12 protein-coding genes are annotated in these 17,674 nt (G+C 51.4%); 11 read left to right on the top strand and 1 reads right to left on the bottom strand.

The window, feature by feature from the left end; translation table 11 throughout:
• Nucleotide 1: 1 nt before the first annotated feature.
• Complete coding sequence (locus PKO01S_RS04780) at nucleotides 2–895, top strand: ABC transporter ATP-binding protein (RefSeq protein ID WP_127530164.1); 894 nt, start codon at nucleotides 2–4, stop codon at nucleotides 893–895.
• A gap of 150 nt (nucleotides 896–1,045) precedes the next feature.
• On the top strand, nucleotides 1,046–3,703 hold the full coding sequence (locus tag PKO01S_RS04775) for an endo-1,4-beta-xylanase (protein ID WP_127530163.1): 2,658 nt from the start codon (nucleotides 1,046–1,048) through the stop codon (nucleotides 3,701–3,703).
• 152 nt (nucleotides 3,704–3,855) lie between these two features.
• Here PKO01S_RS04775 and PKO01S_RS04770 read toward each other — a convergent pair whose 3' ends face one another.
• Nucleotides 3,856–4,611 carry a helix-turn-helix domain-containing protein gene (locus PKO01S_RS04770; RefSeq protein ID WP_127530162.1) on the bottom strand — a complete coding sequence of 252 codons (756 nt, stop codon included), beginning with the start codon at nucleotides 4,609–4,611 and terminating at the stop codon, nucleotides 3,856–3,858.
• 271 nt (nucleotides 4,612–4,882) lie between these two features.
• Here PKO01S_RS04770 and PKO01S_RS04765 point away from each other — a divergent pair, with 271 nt between their 5' ends.
• The 9 genes from PKO01S_RS04765 to PKO01S_RS04725 all read left to right on the top strand — a co-directional run bounded on the left by PKO01S_RS04765 (nucleotide 4,883) and on the right by PKO01S_RS04725 (nucleotide 17,638).
• Nucleotides 4,883–6,274 (top strand): ABC transporter substrate-binding protein, encoded by a 1,392-nt coding sequence (locus PKO01S_RS04765; protein ID WP_127530161.1) that lies wholly within the window; start codon nucleotides 4,883–4,885, stop codon nucleotides 6,272–6,274.
• 203 nt (nucleotides 6,275–6,477) lie between these two features.
• On the top strand, nucleotides 6,478–9,249 hold the full coding sequence (locus tag PKO01S_RS04760; RefSeq protein WP_407669629.1) for an extracellular solute-binding protein: 2,772 nt from the start codon (nucleotides 6,478–6,480) through the stop codon (nucleotides 9,247–9,249).
• Between the two features lie 17 nt (nucleotides 9,250–9,266).
• Nucleotides 9,267–10,223, top strand: a complete 957-nt coding sequence (locus tag PKO01S_RS04755; protein ID WP_127530159.1) for a carbohydrate ABC transporter permease — start codon at nucleotides 9,267–9,269, stop codon at nucleotides 10,221–10,223.
• Nucleotide 10,224: 1 nt separating this feature from the next.
• Nucleotides 10,225–11,100 carry a carbohydrate ABC transporter permease gene (locus PKO01S_RS04750; protein ID WP_127530158.1) on the top strand — a complete coding sequence of 292 codons (876 nt, stop codon included), beginning with the start codon at nucleotides 10,225–10,227 and terminating at the stop codon, nucleotides 11,098–11,100.
• A gap of 17 nt (nucleotides 11,101–11,117) precedes the next feature.
• Entirely contained in the window at nucleotides 11,118–12,578 is a 1,461-nt protein-coding gene (locus PKO01S_RS04745) for a hypothetical protein (protein ID WP_127530157.1), read from the top strand.
• Nucleotides 12,568–13,194: a Yip1 family protein gene (locus tag PKO01S_RS04740; protein WP_127530156.1), complete on the top strand. Its 627-nt coding sequence runs from the start codon at nucleotides 12,568–12,570 to the stop codon at nucleotides 13,192–13,194. Before PKO01S_RS04745 ends, PKO01S_RS04740 begins: the two co-directional genes overlap by 11 nt.
• A 21-nt stretch (nucleotides 13,195–13,215) precedes the next feature.
• Nucleotides 13,216–15,768, top strand: a complete 2,553-nt coding sequence (locus PKO01S_RS04735; RefSeq protein WP_127530155.1) for a DUF5696 domain-containing protein — start codon at nucleotides 13,216–13,218, stop codon at nucleotides 15,766–15,768.
• On the top strand, nucleotides 15,765–16,673 hold the full coding sequence (locus PKO01S_RS04730) for a carbohydrate ABC transporter permease (protein WP_127530154.1): 909 nt from the start codon (nucleotides 15,765–15,767) through the stop codon (nucleotides 16,671–16,673). Before PKO01S_RS04735 ends, PKO01S_RS04730 begins: the two co-directional genes overlap by 4 nt.
• Before the next feature lie 17 nt (nucleotides 16,674–16,690).
• Nucleotides 16,691–17,638, top strand: coding sequence for a carbohydrate ABC transporter permease (locus PKO01S_RS04725; RefSeq protein ID WP_127530153.1), 948 nt, complete (start codon nucleotides 16,691–16,693; stop codon nucleotides 17,636–17,638).
• Nucleotides 17,639–17,674: the final 36 nt, after the last annotated feature.

The following is a 17,674-nucleotide window of genomic DNA, read 5'->3' as shown; positions in this document are numbered from 1 at the left end:
TATGATTCATTGCGAAGGACTCGTCAAAATATACAAGTCGGCAGACCTCGAGGTCGTCGCATTGCAAGGCCTCGATCTTCGGGTCGAGCAAGGCGAGCTGATGGCGATCATCGGCAACTCCGGCAGCGGCAAGTCGACGCTTCTTAATATGTTGGGCGGACTTGATAAGCCGTCCGCCGGCAAGTTGACCGTCGACGGGAAAGATCTGCTCACGTTCCGCGAGAAGAACCTTGTGAAATATAAGCGGGAATCGGTCGGGTTCGTCTGGCAGAACAATGCACGCAACCTGATCCCTTACTTGACCGCGCTGGAAAATGTCGAGCTTCCGATCCTGCTGCGCGGCAAACGGCGCAAGGCTAGAGCGCTCGAGCTGTTGGATGCTGTCGGTCTGAGCCACCGCGTGATGAATCGTCTCAGCGAGTTGTCAGGGGGCGAGCAGCAGCGCGTGGCGATTGCAATCGCATTGGCGAACGAGCCGCGGCTTCTGCTAGCCGACGAGCCGACGGGATCACTGGATACGAGTACGTCCAATCAAGTGCTCGATTTGTTCCGGACGCTTAACCGGACGATCGGCATCACGATCGTCATTGTGACGCACGACCCGATGCTCGCCCGCAAGGTCGACCGAGTCGTCCAGATTCGGGACGGCAAGACGTCCGCGGAGATGATTCGGAAGGCGTATTATTCTGATGAATTGGCCGAGCTTGCTGCCGAGAGCGTACAGAAGGAAGCGGAGAGCCATATTGAATACGCCGTGCTGGACCGCGCCGGACGTCTGCAAATTCCTGCAGGCTATCTGGATAATGACAGCTTCAAGGACAGCAACAAAGTACGGGTCGAAATGGAAGACGGCCGTATCGTCCTGTACCCGTCGGAGAACCGGAAGACGAGTTAGCTGCGCCTTCTATATCAATCTCAAATGGATGACTTCAATGAAGGCGGGGAGGCCTAGACCACACACCTAGAACTGCGAACCTAACGATGCCATGACACGCCTCGCAAGAGGCGTTTTTATGGAATATATCCAATAAGGGATGGTGTACTAATGATGCAACAACGAAGGAAACGAGCATTGCCGCTGTGGTTGGCTGCCATGGTACTGCTGGCGTCAATCAGCGTGCTGCCGACAAAGACGCAAGCAGAGCCGGTATCGCTCTCGTATGATTTCGAGGATGGAACAAAGCAAGGGTGGTACGGCCGGGGCGGCATCGAGGTGCTGGCGCCAATCGGCACGTCGGCCCATTCAGGCACTTATTCGCTGTCGGTTTCAGGTAGAACGGCGGGCTGGAACGGAGCGCAGGTTGATGTAACCCCGATAGCGGTTGAAGGCACGACGTATTCGTTGTCTGCGTGGGTTCGATTGCCCGCCGGCACGGAGAGTGCGCCTGTCTCGGTCGTGATTCAGCGGACGACAGGGGGAACGAACGCGTACGAAATGGTGGCATCGGCACAAGCGAATGATACTGGCTGGACCAAAATTCAAGGCCAGTATACCTTAAAGTACCCGGCAGAAAATCTAGCCGTCTATTTGGAGTCGTTCAATTATCCAACGCTCCCCTTCTATGTGGACGACGTTCGGATCGAGCGGGTTCCCGATCCTGAACCGATCGTCATCCGGCACGATATTCCGAATTTGAAAGACGTCTTCAAGGACGACTTCCTGCTCGGCAGTGCTCTGCTCGTCAATGAGATCGAAGATCCGAACGGCCCGGATGCTCAGTTGCTGAAGAAACATTTTAACAGCTTGACTCCCGGCAATGAGTTGAAGTGGGATGCGACCGAGCCTGCGGAGGGCCAATTCAATTTCACGCGGTCCGATAAAATTATTCAATTCGCGCTGGACAACGGCATTGCGGCACGCGGTCATACGCTCATCTGGCATTCTCAGACGCCGAATTGGGTGTTTTATGATGAGAATGGCAATCTTGCAAGTAAGCAGCTGCTCTTCGCGCGGATGAAGAAACACATCGAGACCGTTATGGGGCGGTATAAGGGACAAATCTATTCCTGGGACGTTGTTAACGAAGTTCTAGAGCCAGGCGACAGGCAGCCCGGCGGCTTGCGCAACAGCTTGTGGTATCGGATCGCAGGAGAGGAATATATCGAGAAGGCGTTCGAATACGCCCATGAAGCGGACCCGAACGCGAAGCTGTTTATCAACGATTACAATACGCATGATCCCGTTAAACGGCAAAATCTGCACGATTTAATTCAGCGTTTAAAAAATAAAGGCATACCGGTAGACGGTGTTGGCCACCAGACGCATATCGGTATTGCTTCCCCGTCCATCCAGTCGTTAGACGATATGATCGAGGCTTTCCGCGATCTGAATATTGAGCAGCAAATTACCGAACTGGATATGAGCGTCTACACAAATGATAGGGATGCGTACGAGACGTTCCCTCTTGAGCTTCAAGTTAAGCAGGCGAACCGTTATCGGGAATTGTTCGATGTATTTAGGAAGCATGCCGATCAGTTGACGGCCGTTATTTTTTGGGGCAAAGATGACTTGAACACCTGGCTGCGCACGTTCCCGGTCGACCGCAACAACTGGCCGCTGCTGTTCGACGAGCGTCTTCAAGCGAAATATGCGTATTGGGCGTTGGTCGACCCGCTGAAAGTTCCGGTTGAAATCAAGCAAGCGAAGTCGGTCGGCGGCACGGTGATCGTGGACAAAACGTTCGATGCCGCTTGGAATTTGGCGCAGCCTGTGCCGATTACGAAGGCGGGCAAAACAGCAGCATCGTTCCGTACGTTATGGGATGAGGGACATCTTTACGTCTCGATCGACGTATCTGATGCGACGGTAAATGGCAACGATGCGGTGGACGTGTATATTGACAGCAACAACGGCAAAACGGAAGCTTACGAGAGAGACGACAATAAGTATACGTTCCGGCGCAGCGGTGCCAATCCGCACAAACCGGCCGATTACAAAACAGTCAATACGGAAGACGGCTACCGGATCGAAGCCTCGATTCCGATTGAAGGAACAGAGATTGGCCGATCGATCGGGTTTGATGTTCGCATTGTAGACCGAAGCGGCAATACGGAGACGTTGACTTCGTGGAATGACTTGCACAACGGACAAGACAGCGATACGTCCAGATATGGTGTGCTGACACTTGTGGAAGGACCGCGTGTTACGACAGCTGTGAACGGTACGCCGGTGATCGATGGCAGCATTGACGCTGTTTGGGACGGGGCGAAGTCCATTGCAACCGACCGCTGGGTATCGGGGGCGTCCGGTTCGACGGCTAAAGTAAAGACGTTATGGGACGGCAGCCGTGTGTATGTGCTGGCCGAGGTGACCGATTCGATGCTCACGAAGAAGAGCCCCAACGTGTGGGAGCAGGACTCGGTAGAAATTTTCATCGACCAAAATAATGCAAGAACGAGCGCATACGATTCAGACGATGGACAATACCGGATTAACTTCGATAACGAGCCGTCTGTAAGCCCCGGATCGCTAGGGGGCAATCTGATCTCCGCGGCGAAGCGAACGGCATCCGGCTATGTAATCGAGGCTTCCATTGCTTGGACAGGCATGCCGCCGCAGGCTGGCAGCGTGATTGGCTTTGACGTGCAAATCAACAATGACGAGGACGGCGACGGAGACCGCGACAGCGTCGCCATCTGGAACGATACATCCGGCATGTCGTGGCAGAATACTTCAGGCTTAGGATTGCTAGTGCTAGAGTAAGATGTGAAAGGAATGAAAGGAACGAAAGTAACGGTCCCAACACTCGAACTCATAGAGCTTCGGGACCGTTTTTTATTTGAGGGTTGATAAGAATCAGAGGGCTGTCCAAGTCATGTCATTCTCATGACGTAATGGACAGCCCTCATTCGTTGTTAAGCCGTAATCGAAGTCATCTTCCGGTATTCGTTGGCGCTGACACCGGTATAAGCCTTGAACTTTTTATAAAACCAATCCATCTCCGTATATCCGACCTCGCTGGCAATCTCATAGACCTTCATATCGGTGCTGACCAGCAGCAGCTTTGCTTTCTCCATCCGCTGCTGGAGCAAGTATTCGTTGAAGGTCATTTTTTCATGGCACTTGAACTTCTGGCCCAGATACGAATAGTTAAAATGCAAAATATTTGAAATTTCTTTCAGCGTAATGTTCTGACTAAGCGCTTCATCGACGTATTCTTTCACTTTGTCGATAATGTTGACCGGCGGGACGGAATCGGTTCTCGATTGTGAAAGCGCTTTAAAATTTGCGGTGGCAGAAGCATTCAATTCCCGTTTGACGTTCTCTAGGCTTACGGCGAAATCGTTTGTTGATACAGGATCCGGCAAGTAATCGCTTACCTGATAGGTTAGTGCTTTGCGCACGAGCTGGAAGTCATGGCTTCCGCCGATTAGCATAATCGGTACGCGGCTAATCTCTCTAATCCGGCCGCACAACTTTAACCCGTCGTCCTGTGATCGGTTCATATTAATGACGACCAGCGAAAAGGAATGCTCATTCAGCAGCGACATAGCCTCTGAAGGGTCGGCAGCAGCAGGTCCTAATAAAAACCCCGCATGCTCCCACACCAGCAAATTGCGTGTCTTTCTCTCCGATTGATGATCCGGATCAACTAGTAGCACGTTATACACGTTGGTTACCCCCTATTACATTCGAGACGATCGATTGCTTCAGGTGAATGTGGATTCCCTCTCATTATGTTCAATCCCTCTAAAAGGGCACAACGTGCTTTTCTTTGTTTCATAAGCAGATGTTTACCTTTTGTCCAAAACGTTGCAAGCGATTGCATGCGACCCATTTTTTGACGGGTACAACACCTAATCGCCGACAGGTTGTTGGCTTTTGGATGTAAGCGCTACACTTCAAATGTAAGTCTCAAATTCCAAACGGGGGGATTATAAAATGCGGATTCGCAAAATGATGGCGCTAATGGCGGCTACAGTTCTCGTGCTGTCTGCCTGCGGCAGCGGCGGCTCCAAAAGCGACACGAAGGAAAGCGGCGACAAGCCGACTGAAACGGTTGCAGCAACCGAAACGGCGGAAAGCACGGATACTGCCGCAGAAGACACAGCTAGCGAAGAGGTAACGAACAAAACGCCGGATATGGATTTCGATCTGGGCGGCCGGACGATCAAGGTCGTATCGTGGTGGGACATGACGATCGGCGAAGACAATCCGGACAACATTCAACGGAAGAAAAACCTTGAAGAGCTGGAGAAGAAGCATAATTTCAAAATGGAATACGTCGCAATCGATTACGGCGAGTACCAGGAAAAAGTAACGGCTTCCCTGCTTGCAGGCGAGCCGATCGGCGATATCGTCCGTCTTGGCAAGACGTATACGGTCCCTACGCTGGTGAAGCAAGACCTGCTGTGGCCGATCGACGAATATACGAAGAACGCCAATGCGTTCAACCAGAAAGTAACGAATGAGTACTATACGTACAATGGCCGGGGCTATGGGTTCACGGAAGATCAAAGCTCTTTTGTAGCCGGCATTTTCTATAACCGGACACTGCTTAACCAGCTCGGAATGAAATCGCTTCAAGATTACGTGAACGAAGATACTTGGAATTGGGATACGTTCATTCAAGTAGCCAAAGAAGCGAACAAAGATACGAACAATGACGGCAAGCTGGATACTTGGGGATTCGCGAATCCGAACGTGGTCGAGCAAGCGTTGTATTCGAATGAAACGGGTCTTACGAAGGAAAACAAGCAAAATCTCGACGATCCGAAGACGGTCGAGGCACTCAATTTCGCTTCCCGCATAGCGACCGAGAAAGTGGCAAGACCGACCGAAGGCGGCGATTGGCAGGAGCCTTCCCAATTTTTCCGTCAAGGCAATACGCTTATGAAAATTGGCGCCCTGTACGAGATGAGCGGGATGAAGACAGATATGCCGGACGTGGATATCGGCTTCGTTCCGTTCCCTAAAGGTCCTAGCGCGACCGCTTATCACTCCGGCGAGGGGCTGTACCAAGCGCTTACGATTCCGAAGGCGGTCAAGGATCCGGATAAGCTCATGTATATCTGGGAGAAGATCAATGACATCGATTCGGTATACGATTATCCGGGTCAAGCCTCGTACGAGACGAACTTCACCACGGAGGATGATATCAACAACGCGAAGACTGTGGCGCAAGGTATGCTGATTCTTGACCATAATACGTTCCCGAATTTGAAATATTGGGATTTCGTCGGCGAAATTACGAGCGGCACCTCCGTATCGACGGTTATCGAGAAATATAAAGCAACGTTCCAATCGGCGATTGATGAGGTTTATGGGAAGTAAGTAACGGATAGCGGTTAACGGACAGTCCCCAATTAGACCATCTAATGGGGACTGTACATTTTATGTCTTTCGCTGCAGGAGGGAGAAGAGTGAGCCTCATAAAGAAGAACTACTTCGTTGTTGTTCTAGTTCTCGCCATATTGTGTGTGTCGATTTGGACGTTCTACCCTTCTAGTTCATCCGATAGCAGAAGCGCTCAGGCCATGGCTGATTTTACGGCCGTGACCGGTTCGGCCGACGAGGGCGGCTATGACAGCTATGTGAAAGAGCATTTGTCGGCGGCACGTCCCGAGCAGGTGATTCGAATCGAAGGCGAGAGTTATGCCGAAGCATCTGGAGGCGGCTTCGAAGTCGCCAATCAACTTGAAAGCAAGTCCGTCATAACGCCGGATTCGGGGGCGATTACATGGAGCGTGCCGATCGAGCAGTCGGGATTGTACAACATGAGAGTGCGTTACTTGCCGATCGAAGGGAAAAGCACCGCCATCGAGCGGAAGCTGGAGATCAATCATCAGGTCCCGTTCAAAGGGGCCGAAATTATATTATTCGACCGGGTGTGGGGCAACCAGCAGGAAGAAATCAAGCGAGACGATAGAGGGAACGACTTGCGCCCGAGACAAATCGAGAAGCCGGCATGGCTGACCGCGTCCATTACGGACAGGAACGGTTATTACGACGAGCCTTATTTGTTCTATTTCGATAAAGGAACGCAAAGCATCTCGCTGACGGCTCTCAGAGAGCCGATGGCTATCGATTATATCGAGCTATACCGCGAACCGGACTTGAAGAGTTATCAAGAGCTAAAAGCCGAATACGAGGCCGACGGGATTATGCCTGTTCAAGACCAAACTATCATCATTCAAGCGGAGGACGCGATCAACAAGTCCTCGCCTACCTTATATCCATTGTCTGACAGGTCCAGCCCAACGGTCATTCCATACGATGTGTCCAAGCTGAGAGTCAATACGATCGGAGGATTGAATTGGAAACTTCCGGGGCAATGGATCGAGTGGGAGTTCGAGGTTCCGGAGGATGGTTTGTATCAACTCGCTTTGAAGCAAAAGCAGGATCAGCTGCGGGGCGTATTCGCGACGCGCAGTCTGATGATTGACGGGCAATATCCGTTCAAGGAAATGAAACGAATTCGATTCGACTTCGACATGGATTGGAAGATGAATGTGCTTGGCGGCGACGAGCCGTATTGGTTTCACTTCACGAAGGGCAAGCACCGCATTCGGATGACAGTGTCTCTTGGCGAGATCGCTCCGCTGCTTCGCACGATCGAATCGAGCGTACTGCAGCTTAACGAGATGTACCGCAAAATTCTGATGATTACTTCGAATACGCCGGATACGTACCGCGATTATCAATTGGAGAAGCGGATACCGGATATGATCGCATCATTCAAGGAGCAAGCTCGTACGATTCAAAGCGTAGCCGATTATTTGAAGCAAACGACGGGACGGACGAGCGACAAAGTGGCGATTCTTCACACGATGGTGAAACAGCTTGAGGAGATGGCGGTCAACCCGGAGACGGTGCCAGGACGCTTGAATGCATTCAAAATTAACGTCGGCGGTCTCGGAACGTGGATTCTGACCGTACGAGAGCAGCCGATCACGCTCGATTATTTGATCGTCACTGCGCCGAACCAGAAGCTGCCTAGAGCCGAGGCTACCTTCTTCCAGAAGGTGAAGCACGAACTGGGCGCGCTAAGCGCTTCTTACACCGAGGATTATGACAGCATCGGCAACACCGGCAAGCAGAACCGGTCGACGACGGTATGGATTACGACAGGACGCGACCAGGCCCAAGTGTTGAAGAGCTTAATCGATGACACCTTTACGCCTGATTCGAACATATCCGTCAATTTGAAGCTTGTTCCGGCCAACATATTGCTGCCGGCTACGCTTGCTGGCGAAGGTCCGGACGTTGCGATGCAGATCGGAGAGGACGTGCCGGTCAACTACGCGATGAGGGAAGCGGCAGTAGACTTAACGCAATTTGGCGATTTCGACCAAGTGGCATCCCGGTTCCGCGAGAGCGGACTGACGCCATTCCAATATGACAGCGGAACTTATGCGCTGCCGGAGCAGCAATCGTTCCCGATGTTGTTCTATCGCAAGGACATTCTGGAAGAACTTCATTTGGAGGTTCCGAAGACTTGGCAAGATATTTACAACATGATCTCGGTGCTCCAAAAGCATAATATGCAATTCTGGTTGCCGATCGATGACGCGACCAAAGTGAGCCTTATTCCGAATGCGACATTCTCGATGCTGCTCTATCAGAACGGCGGCGATTTCTATGAGAACAACGGCAAGAAGAGCGGACTCGAATCGGATATCGCCATGGAAGCGTTCAAGAAGTGGACGCAGTTCTATACCAATTATAAGTTTCCGCTGCTGGCTGATTTCCCTAACCGCTTCCGTACCGGGGAAATGCCGATCGGCATAGCGGATTATACGACGTATAACATGCTTACGGTGTTGGCTCCGGAAATAAAAGGGCTGTGGAATTTCACGACAGTACCTGGCACAGAGCAGGCGGACGGTACGGTAAGCCATGAAGTCGCAAGCCATACGACCGCTGTGATGATGCTTCAGAATGCGAAGGACAAGGAAGCGTCGTGGCAGTTCATGAAATGGTGGACTTCGAAGGATACTCAGATCGCGTATGCACGCGAGATGGAGGCTTTGATGGGAGAAGCGGCCCGCTACCCGACGGCCAACGTCGACGCTTTAGCGGAGCTCCCTTGGCCGCTCGAGGATTACCGCAATCTGGAAGAACAGTGGAAGTGGGTCAAAGGCATACCGCAAGTGCCAGGCGGCTACTTTACCGGCCGGCACCTGGACAACGCGTTCCGGAAAGTCGTGAATGCGAGAGAAAACCCGCGGGAAGCCCTGTCCGACTATATCTTGTACATTGACGACGAGATCGACATCAAACGGAAAGAGTTTCATTTATCGAAATAGGCTGGGGGTGAAATTCGATGCAAACCGAAACGACAAGTCAGGTTCTAACAAGTCTTATCCATCCGAAGAAACAGTCGCGCCTGAGCTATATATGGAAGGAATTGAAGCGCAACAAGCATTATTACGTCCTGATGAGTCCTTACATGCTTATTTTCTTTCTATTCACGGTCATTCCGGTCATCCTTTCGATTGTGCTGAGCTTCACCTACTTTAATATGCTCGAGTTTCCTCGGTTCGTAGGGTGGCAAAATTACTCCAGGCTGTTCCTTGGCGACGACGTCTTCATGATCGCCTTGAGGAATACGTTTATGTTCGCCGTGATTAGCGGACCGGTCAGCTATTTTGCTTGTTTTCTGTTCGCTTGGATCATCAATGAGCTGTCGCCCAAAATACGCGCCTTCATGACGCTCGTCTTCTATGCGCCTTCGATCTCCGGCAACGTATTTTTTATTTGGCTCATCGTCTTCTCGGGCGACAGATACGGTTACTTGAACGGCTTCCTCATTAAATACGGCTTTATTCTGGATCCGATTCAGTGGCTCACGAATGAAAAATATATTCTGACGATCATTATTATCGTTCAGCTATGGCTAAGTCTAGGCACCAGCTTTCTAGCGTTTATCGCCGGTCTTCAGACGATCGACAAGTCGCTGATCGAAGCCGGAGCGATCGACGGCATACGCAACCGCTGGCAGGAGCTGTGGTTTATTACGCTCCCTTCGATGCGGCCGCAGCTCATGTTCGGGGCGGTTATGCAGATTACGGCCTCGTTCGCCGTCGCCGATATATCGATCGCGCTGGCGGGCTTCCCGAGCGTCAACTACGCCGGGCATACGATCGTGACGCACTTGATGGATTACGGCACGATCCGTTATGAGATGGGCTATGCTTCCGCCATTGCGACGGTTCTGTTCTGCATTATGCTTGGAGCCAACAAGCTGACGCAGAATTTGTTAAGAAAGGTAGGGGAGTGACGTGGTTGCCAAAACGTTAGGGTCGTTACGCCGGCCTCGCAAGCTGAACCGCTCTTTTACCGTCAGCTTTATCCTGTTCTTATTTCTGGCCGCGTTTGGCGCATTCATGGCGCTTCCGCTGGTCTATGCGGTGAACAATGCGTTCAAGCCGCTGGATGAATTGTTTATATTCCCGCCGCAGTTTTTCGTGAACAATCCGACAACGGATAACTTTTATGACCTTGTCGCCTTAATGGGCAATTCCTGGGTGCCGTTGTCCCGGTATATAACCAATACGCTGTTTATAACGATTACCGGTACGGTAGGCCACATCTTGCTTGCCTCGGCGGCAGCGTACCCGCTTGCGAAGTACCGGTTCATGGGCTCAAAGATGCTGTTCTCTATCGTCGTTATGTCTCTTATGTTCTCGGGACATGTAACGGCCATTCCGAACTACATGGTCATGTCTTGGCTTGGATGGATTAACACGCATGCTTCGATCATAATCCCGTCGCTCGCTTTCCCATTAGGTTTGTTCCTGATGAAGCAGTTCATGGAGCAGATACCGGATGCGCTGCTTGAAGCAGCCAAGATCGACGGGGCGAACGAGTACCGCATTTACTGGTCGGTCGTCATGCCTAACGTGAAGCCGGCGTGGCTGACTCTGATGATATTGCAGTTCCCGATGCTATGGGGCTCCGACGGCGGCAACTTTATCTACAGCGAGAACCTGAAGACGCTCCACTATGCGCTGGGCCAGATTACGGCGGGAGGCATCGCGCGTGCAGGGGTAGGGGCTGCCGTTGCCCTTTTATTAATGATCGTTCCGATCACGCTCTTCATCATCTCGCAGAGCAACGTCATTCAGACGATGGCGACCTCGGGCATGAAAGAGTAGAGGAGGAGTCTTGCACGATGCGAAAAAGCATTCATACATGGAGAGTATACCTCTTGCTTGTCCTGTGCAGTCTGCTGGGCGTCAGCATGGGGGGAACTCTTGTCTACGCGGAGGACAGTGCTTCTTCCTACAACTATTCGTTCTGGGGAGATACCGTTGCCGCGCCTTCCGCTTATGAAGCTACCGAACTGCTGGATGGCAATAAGCTTGGCGTCGGGCCGTTCAAGGAACCGAACGACTTGCACGTCACGGAGGAACAGATGATCTATGTGGCGGATTCCGGCAACAATCGGATCGTCGTATTGGATTCGAGTTTGAAGCCGGTTACAGTCGTCGATTCGTTCGAACGGGACGGACAGAAGGAGACGTTCAACAATCCGCAGGGCCTGTTCGTGACGGACCAGAAGCAGCTGATCGTAGCTGATACCGGCAATAAGCGGGTCGTGAAGCTTGATCAGAACTATAAGCTGCTTAGCATTATCGAGGCACCGAAATCCGATTTGCTGGCGGGCAATTTCGATTTTCAACCGGTTCGCGTTATTGCTGATAAAGCGCAGCGGATCTATGTCATGTCGACCGGCGTGTTCGACGGTTTCATGGAGTTTAGCCAAGAGGGCGAATTCACCTCCTTCATCGGAGCCAACAAGGTGAAGGTCGATCCGACCGAGCTGTTATGGAAGAAGCTGTCGACGAAGGCGCAGCGCAGCCAGATGATCATGTTTACGCCAACGGAATTTACGAATTTGGATATCGACGGCGAAGGTTTTATTTATGCAACCAACGGCGACAAATGGGGCGATTCGATTAAGAAGCTGAACGCTCAGGGCAACGATATTTTGAGACGGACCGGGTACTTCAACCCCCAAGGTGATGTGCGGTATATAGGCGCTCAAGGCCCTTCGAGACTCGTGGATATCGACGTGGCGGACAGCGAAATGTATTCCGTACTAGATTCCGTACGCGGACGGATTTTTACGTATAACGGTGATGGACACTTGATGTACGTATTCGGCGGCATAGGCAATCAAATGGGCCAATTTAAGACGGCAGCCGCAATCGAGAGGATGGGAGACCGCTTCCTTGTCTTAGACAAAGCGTTCGGCGAAATGACCGTATTCGATACGACGCAATATGGGCGGACGCTGAACGAAGCGGTCCGAAGCTACTATAAGGGCGACGAGGAGAAAGCATTCGAGCTGTATAACGAGGCTGTCAATATGAATGCGAATTTGGAATTTGCTTATTCGGGCATCGGGAAGTCGCTGCTTCGGAAAGGCGACTACAAAGGCGCCATGCAGTACTTCGAGGAGAGCTACGACAGAGCAAATTATTCGAAGTCGTTTCTGCTCTACCGCAAGCAAGTGCTTCGCGAGCATTTCGCCGCCATCATGACGGTCATTATCGTATTGGCAGCCGTCACGCTGGTAGGAAGAAGAGTACGGAAGAGAAGAAAGGGGGGCGTCGCGATTGAATCGTGAGCTGATTAAATACCCGTTGTATCTTATCGTGCATCCCTTTAACGGGTACTGGGATCTGAAGTACGAGCAGAGCAAGCGGAACAATCTTATCCTTTCATTCGCGATCTTGTTCCTTCTGATCATCACTAACATTTTGAGCAATCAATATAGCGGGTTTCTCGTTAATCTGGTATACCCGGGCAGTATTAATAGCGTGATGGAAGTTTTGTATGTGGTCGTTCCCGTCTTGTTCTGGTGCATAGCCAACTGGTCGCTGACGACGCTTATGGACGGTGAGGGCAAGTTTACCGAAATATTCACGTCGACGTGTTTCGCTCTCCTCCCCATGATTCTGATAAATCTTCCGTGGATCTGGCTTAGCAATGTCATCTCGCTGCAAGAGACATCGTTCTATACCTTCTCCAGCAATGTGGCCGTGTTCTGGTCGTTATATTTGCTGTTCGTCGGCAATATGACCGTGCATCAGTATACGCCTTCCAAGACGATCGCCACGATACTGCTGTCGGTCGTAGCCATGGGATTCATTGCCTTTATCTGCCTGCTGTTCTTTAGCTTAGTGCAGCAGATGTTATCGTTCGTCAATGTTATCTATCAAGAAATCGTACTGAGGAAATAGAGAGAGAAGGGAGGAGAAGACATGAGCATGGCCCGAAATGCACTGCTGACCGTTTGCATCATCATCGGAATCGCACTTGCGGGCTGTTCCACTGCGAAGCCAGCCGGGCAAGCAGCCGAGATGGAGCAACTTGAGGCCGCATTCAAGCAGGCAGCCCCTTTGAAAGCCTCCTTTAATGATTCGCGCTTAGCCGGGATGAAAGGGGTTAAAGAGAACGATCAATTGAGTCTATTCGTGAATGACGGTACTGGCGAGATTGCCGTTCTACATAAACAGACCGGCGAGATTTGGTACAGCAATCCGGAGGAGCGCGACACCGATCCGCTAGCAGCAGGTGTGAACAAGGCTTTATTGTCCTCACAATTGAACATCGAGTATTACAATAACTTCGGCCAGTCGACCGTTATCAATACGTTCACGGACAGTGCCGCCTACAAACAGGTGAAGGCAGAGGCGATCGAGAATGGGGTACGGGTCAATTACAAATTCGGAACGGCTGTGAGATCGGCGGCTGATTTGCCGATGATGCTGAGCGCTCAACGTTTCGAAGAGCTGTCCGGTAAGCTTGATAAGACACTAAAGCGCGCGCTTACGATCGCGTACACGGAAGACAAGGAGAAATCGGTATACGTACGGAATGACAGCGCGTTGAAGGGCGTTCAGTTGGACCGCGCTTTCAAAGCTTTCGATACGGCGGGCTATACCGAGGAAGACTTGGAGCAGGATATGCAGGAGCTCGGTTTCACGCAGGAGGCAGCCGCGCCGAGAATTTTCTTCGCATCGATCGAGTATACGCTCGATGCGGACAGTCTTGTCGTGAAGGTGCCGGCATCCGGCCTTCATTATCCGAGCGAGTATCCTATTGGCAATGTGTCGCTGCTGAGCTTCTTTGGAGCAGGAGGAACGAAGGAGAACGGCTCCTTATTCGTGCCGGACGGCTCCGGCGCACTCATTCATTTCAATAACGGCAAAACCAAATATCCGGCGTACCAACAGGAGGTATACGGAGAGGATTTGGCGACGAAGACGACCGAGGACGCCGATCTTGAGCAAGCGGTGAGGCTGCCTGTATTCGGCTTGATTCGGGACAGTGGCGCTTTACTTGGCATCATCGAGCAAGGTGCGTCGGTTGCGTCCATCAATGCAGACGTCAGCGGCAAGCTGAACAGCTATAACTACGCTTATCCTAGCTTCATTGTGAACAATAAAGGTTCGCTGACGCTGCAGGCGAATGCACAAGAGCGTACGCTGCCGCGATTTCAAGAGCAGCCGATGAAGACGGACTTCACGGTACGCTATGCGTTTCTGAGCAAGCCGGACGCTTCTTATCAAGGGCTTGCCCGTTACTACCAGCAGTATTTGGAACGCAGCAATGGCCTGCCGGCGCAGCAGACCGAGAGCGGATCGAACGATTTGCCGTTCTATTTGCAGCTTGTCGGCGGAATTACGAAAGAGAAGCGTATGGTAGGCATTCCTTATAAGTCACTTGAATCGCTTACGACGTTCAAGCAATCCGAGGAGATCATCCGCCAGATGCAAGACCGCGAGATCGCTAATATTAAGCTGAAGTACTCGGGCTGGTTCAATGGCGGTATGGATCATAAGGTGCCAAGCAAGATTTCGGTTGACGGAGAGGTCGGCGGCAGCGAAGGACTGCGCAATTTAATCCGCTTCACGCAAGAGCATGGCGTATCGCTATATCCTGACGTATCAATATTAACGGCCAACACGGGAGCAGGCTTCGATGAGAAGGACGACGCATCTCGTACGCTCCGAGGCGTACCGGCAGCTAACTATCCGCTTGATCTGGCGCTGAACCGACGCGACCGAGATAAATCGCCGTCCTACGTCATCTCGCCGCGTCTTGTCGGCGGATACGTGGAATCGACAATTAAAGGGTTAACCAAATATGGAACGGGCGGCATTTCGCTGCGGGATCTTGCGGATCAATTGAACAGCGATTTCCGGAAGAACAATCAAATCGACCGGAGCGAATCCGAGAGCATCTCGGTTCAAGCGCTGAGCAGCATCCGTGAAGGCAACCTGAGCATCATGGCGGACGGCGGCAACGCCTATGCGCTTCCGTATTTGTCCGACGTGACGAACGCTCCGTTGTCCAATAGCCGGTTCAAGCTTGAAGATGAACAGATTCCATTCTATCCAATGGTTGTTCGCGGTTATGTAGAATACGCAGGCAAGCCGTATAATCTGTCCACGTATACGGATGTTCAGCAATATATACTGAAGTGTTTGGAATATGGGGCTGGCGTTTATTTCGAATGGATTCATCAGCCAAATTACGAGGTGAAGGATACGGAATTTTCTTCGCTGTATGCCGTCAATTACAAGCAGTGGATTGACCAGGCCGCCGAAATTTACCATGAAGTGAACGACGTGCTGAAGAATGTGCAGAACAAGCGAATTACAGCACATGAGAAACTGGGCGAGGGCGTCTTCAAGACCGTGTACGAGAACGGAGTGTTCGTCATCGTGAACTATACCCGGGAGCAGATAACGGTAGATGGTAAAGCAATTGGGGGCGAGAGCTATATGACGGGTGGTGTACAAACTTGAGACTCATAACAAAGCTCGGCCTGAAGCCGCGAACCTATGCAGAGCAGAAAGCTCTGTGGGGCTTTATCTACGTCCTGCCATGGCTGCTCGGCTTTTTCGTTTTCTTCCTCGTGCCGCTGCTCAATTCTTTGCGGTACAGCTTTAGCTCGATCGATGCTAAGGGTGACGGGATGACGATCAGCTTCATCGGAATGAAGAACTATGTGGAAGCGTTGACGGTGAACACGAGCTTCAACCGGACACTGACCAATTCGATCGTGCAGATGGTCGTCAACGTGCCGTTGATAGTTATATTCAGCTTGTTTTTGGCTGTGTTGCTGAATCAGAAGTTCATCGGGCGAGCGCTTGCCAGATCGATCTTCTTCCTTCCGGTTATTCTGGCTTCCGGCGTCATTGCGAATCTGGATTCCAGCAGCTTGGTGCAAGAGATCACCGGGCAGAATGGCAGCGACATCATGAGCGGCTTAGGCACATTCGAGATCGAACAGTTCATGCTGCAGGCAGGCGTGAGCGAGAACATCGTTAATTATTTAACGAGCGCCGTTGACCGTATTTATCAAATCGTCAGCCAATCCGGTGTGCAAATTCTGATCTTCTTGGCGGGAATCCAGACGATATCGCCGCAGCTGTACGAAGCGTCTAAGATAGAAGGGGCTACCGGGTACGAGGCGTTCTGGAAAATTACGCTGCCGATGGTTAGTCCGCTCATTATGGTTAACGTCATCTATACAATTATCGATTCGTTCGCTGGCAGCGAAATGACGGAACTGATTAAGGATACCGGTTTCAGAAGCTTCAACTTCGGTCTCAGCTCGGCGATGGCATGGATTTATTTCCTGGCGATTACGATCGTTCTGCTGATCAGTACGTATTTCATCTCGAAGAGGGTCTTCTACCAAGATTAAAAAGGAGTGTGAGAGCCTTGATACTGACCCGTTTCCTATCGGTCGAAAGCTGGAAGCGATGGCTCTGGTCCATCGTGCGGCTGGTGCTGATCACCGGATTGTCGTTCGTTATTGTATACCCGATCATTCAGAAGATCTCGACGGCAATCAAGGACAAAACCGACATCTATTCGCCGATCGTCGTGTTTATCCCGGAACATTTCTCACTGGATAATTTTAAGAAAGCGATAGAGTTTATGGACTATTGGCCGACCTTGATCAATACGTTTACGTTGTCTGCGGTAACGACGATTCTGACGGCTGCTTCCTGCGCGCTTGCCGGATACGGCTTCGCCCGCCTGAAGTTTAAGGGAAGCAAAATCTTGTTCGGGGGAGTCGTGCTGACGATTCTCGTTCCTCCGACGACGATTCTGATTCCGATCTACATGAATTTGAAAGATTTCACCCTGATGGGCTTGCTCCCATTGTTGTCCGGCAAATCCGTCAATCTGCTCAATTCGTACTGGCCGTTCATATTAACGTCCATTACGGCGAACTCGCTTAAAGCAGGCCTCTATATCTTTATCTTCAGACAGTTTTTCAGAGGCATACCGAAGGAGGTCGAGGAAGCGGCTTATATCGACGGAGCCGGCGTCGGGAAAACGTTCTCGCGTATTATGCTTCCGAACGCGATTCCTTCGATCGTGACCGTATTGCTCTTCTCGTTCGTATGGCAGTGGAACGACAGCTTCTTCACAACGACTTATCTGACGACGAGCAAGGTGATGTCGATTCAGCTGTCCTCCTTGCCGTATAATCTTGCCATCATGCTCGAAGGAGGGGCGGCGACCAATAAAGATCCGTTCTATATGAGTATTGTACAAGATACGGGCGTATTGCTTGCCATTTTGCCTCTAGTCATTATTTATTTGTTCGTTCAGCGTTATTTCGTCGAAAGTATCGAAAGAACCGGGATCGTGGGGTAGTCCCGGTTCCGGCCGGCCGAAGAGCGCCTTGCGGAA

This window comes from Paenibacillus kobensis NBRC 15729, from assembly GCF_004000825.1.
GTDB classification, from domain to species: domain Bacteria; phylum Bacillota; class Bacilli; order Paenibacillales; family Paenibacillaceae; genus Paenibacillus_T; species Paenibacillus_T kobensis.
This window is presented reverse-complemented; position numbering and strand designations above follow the sequence as displayed.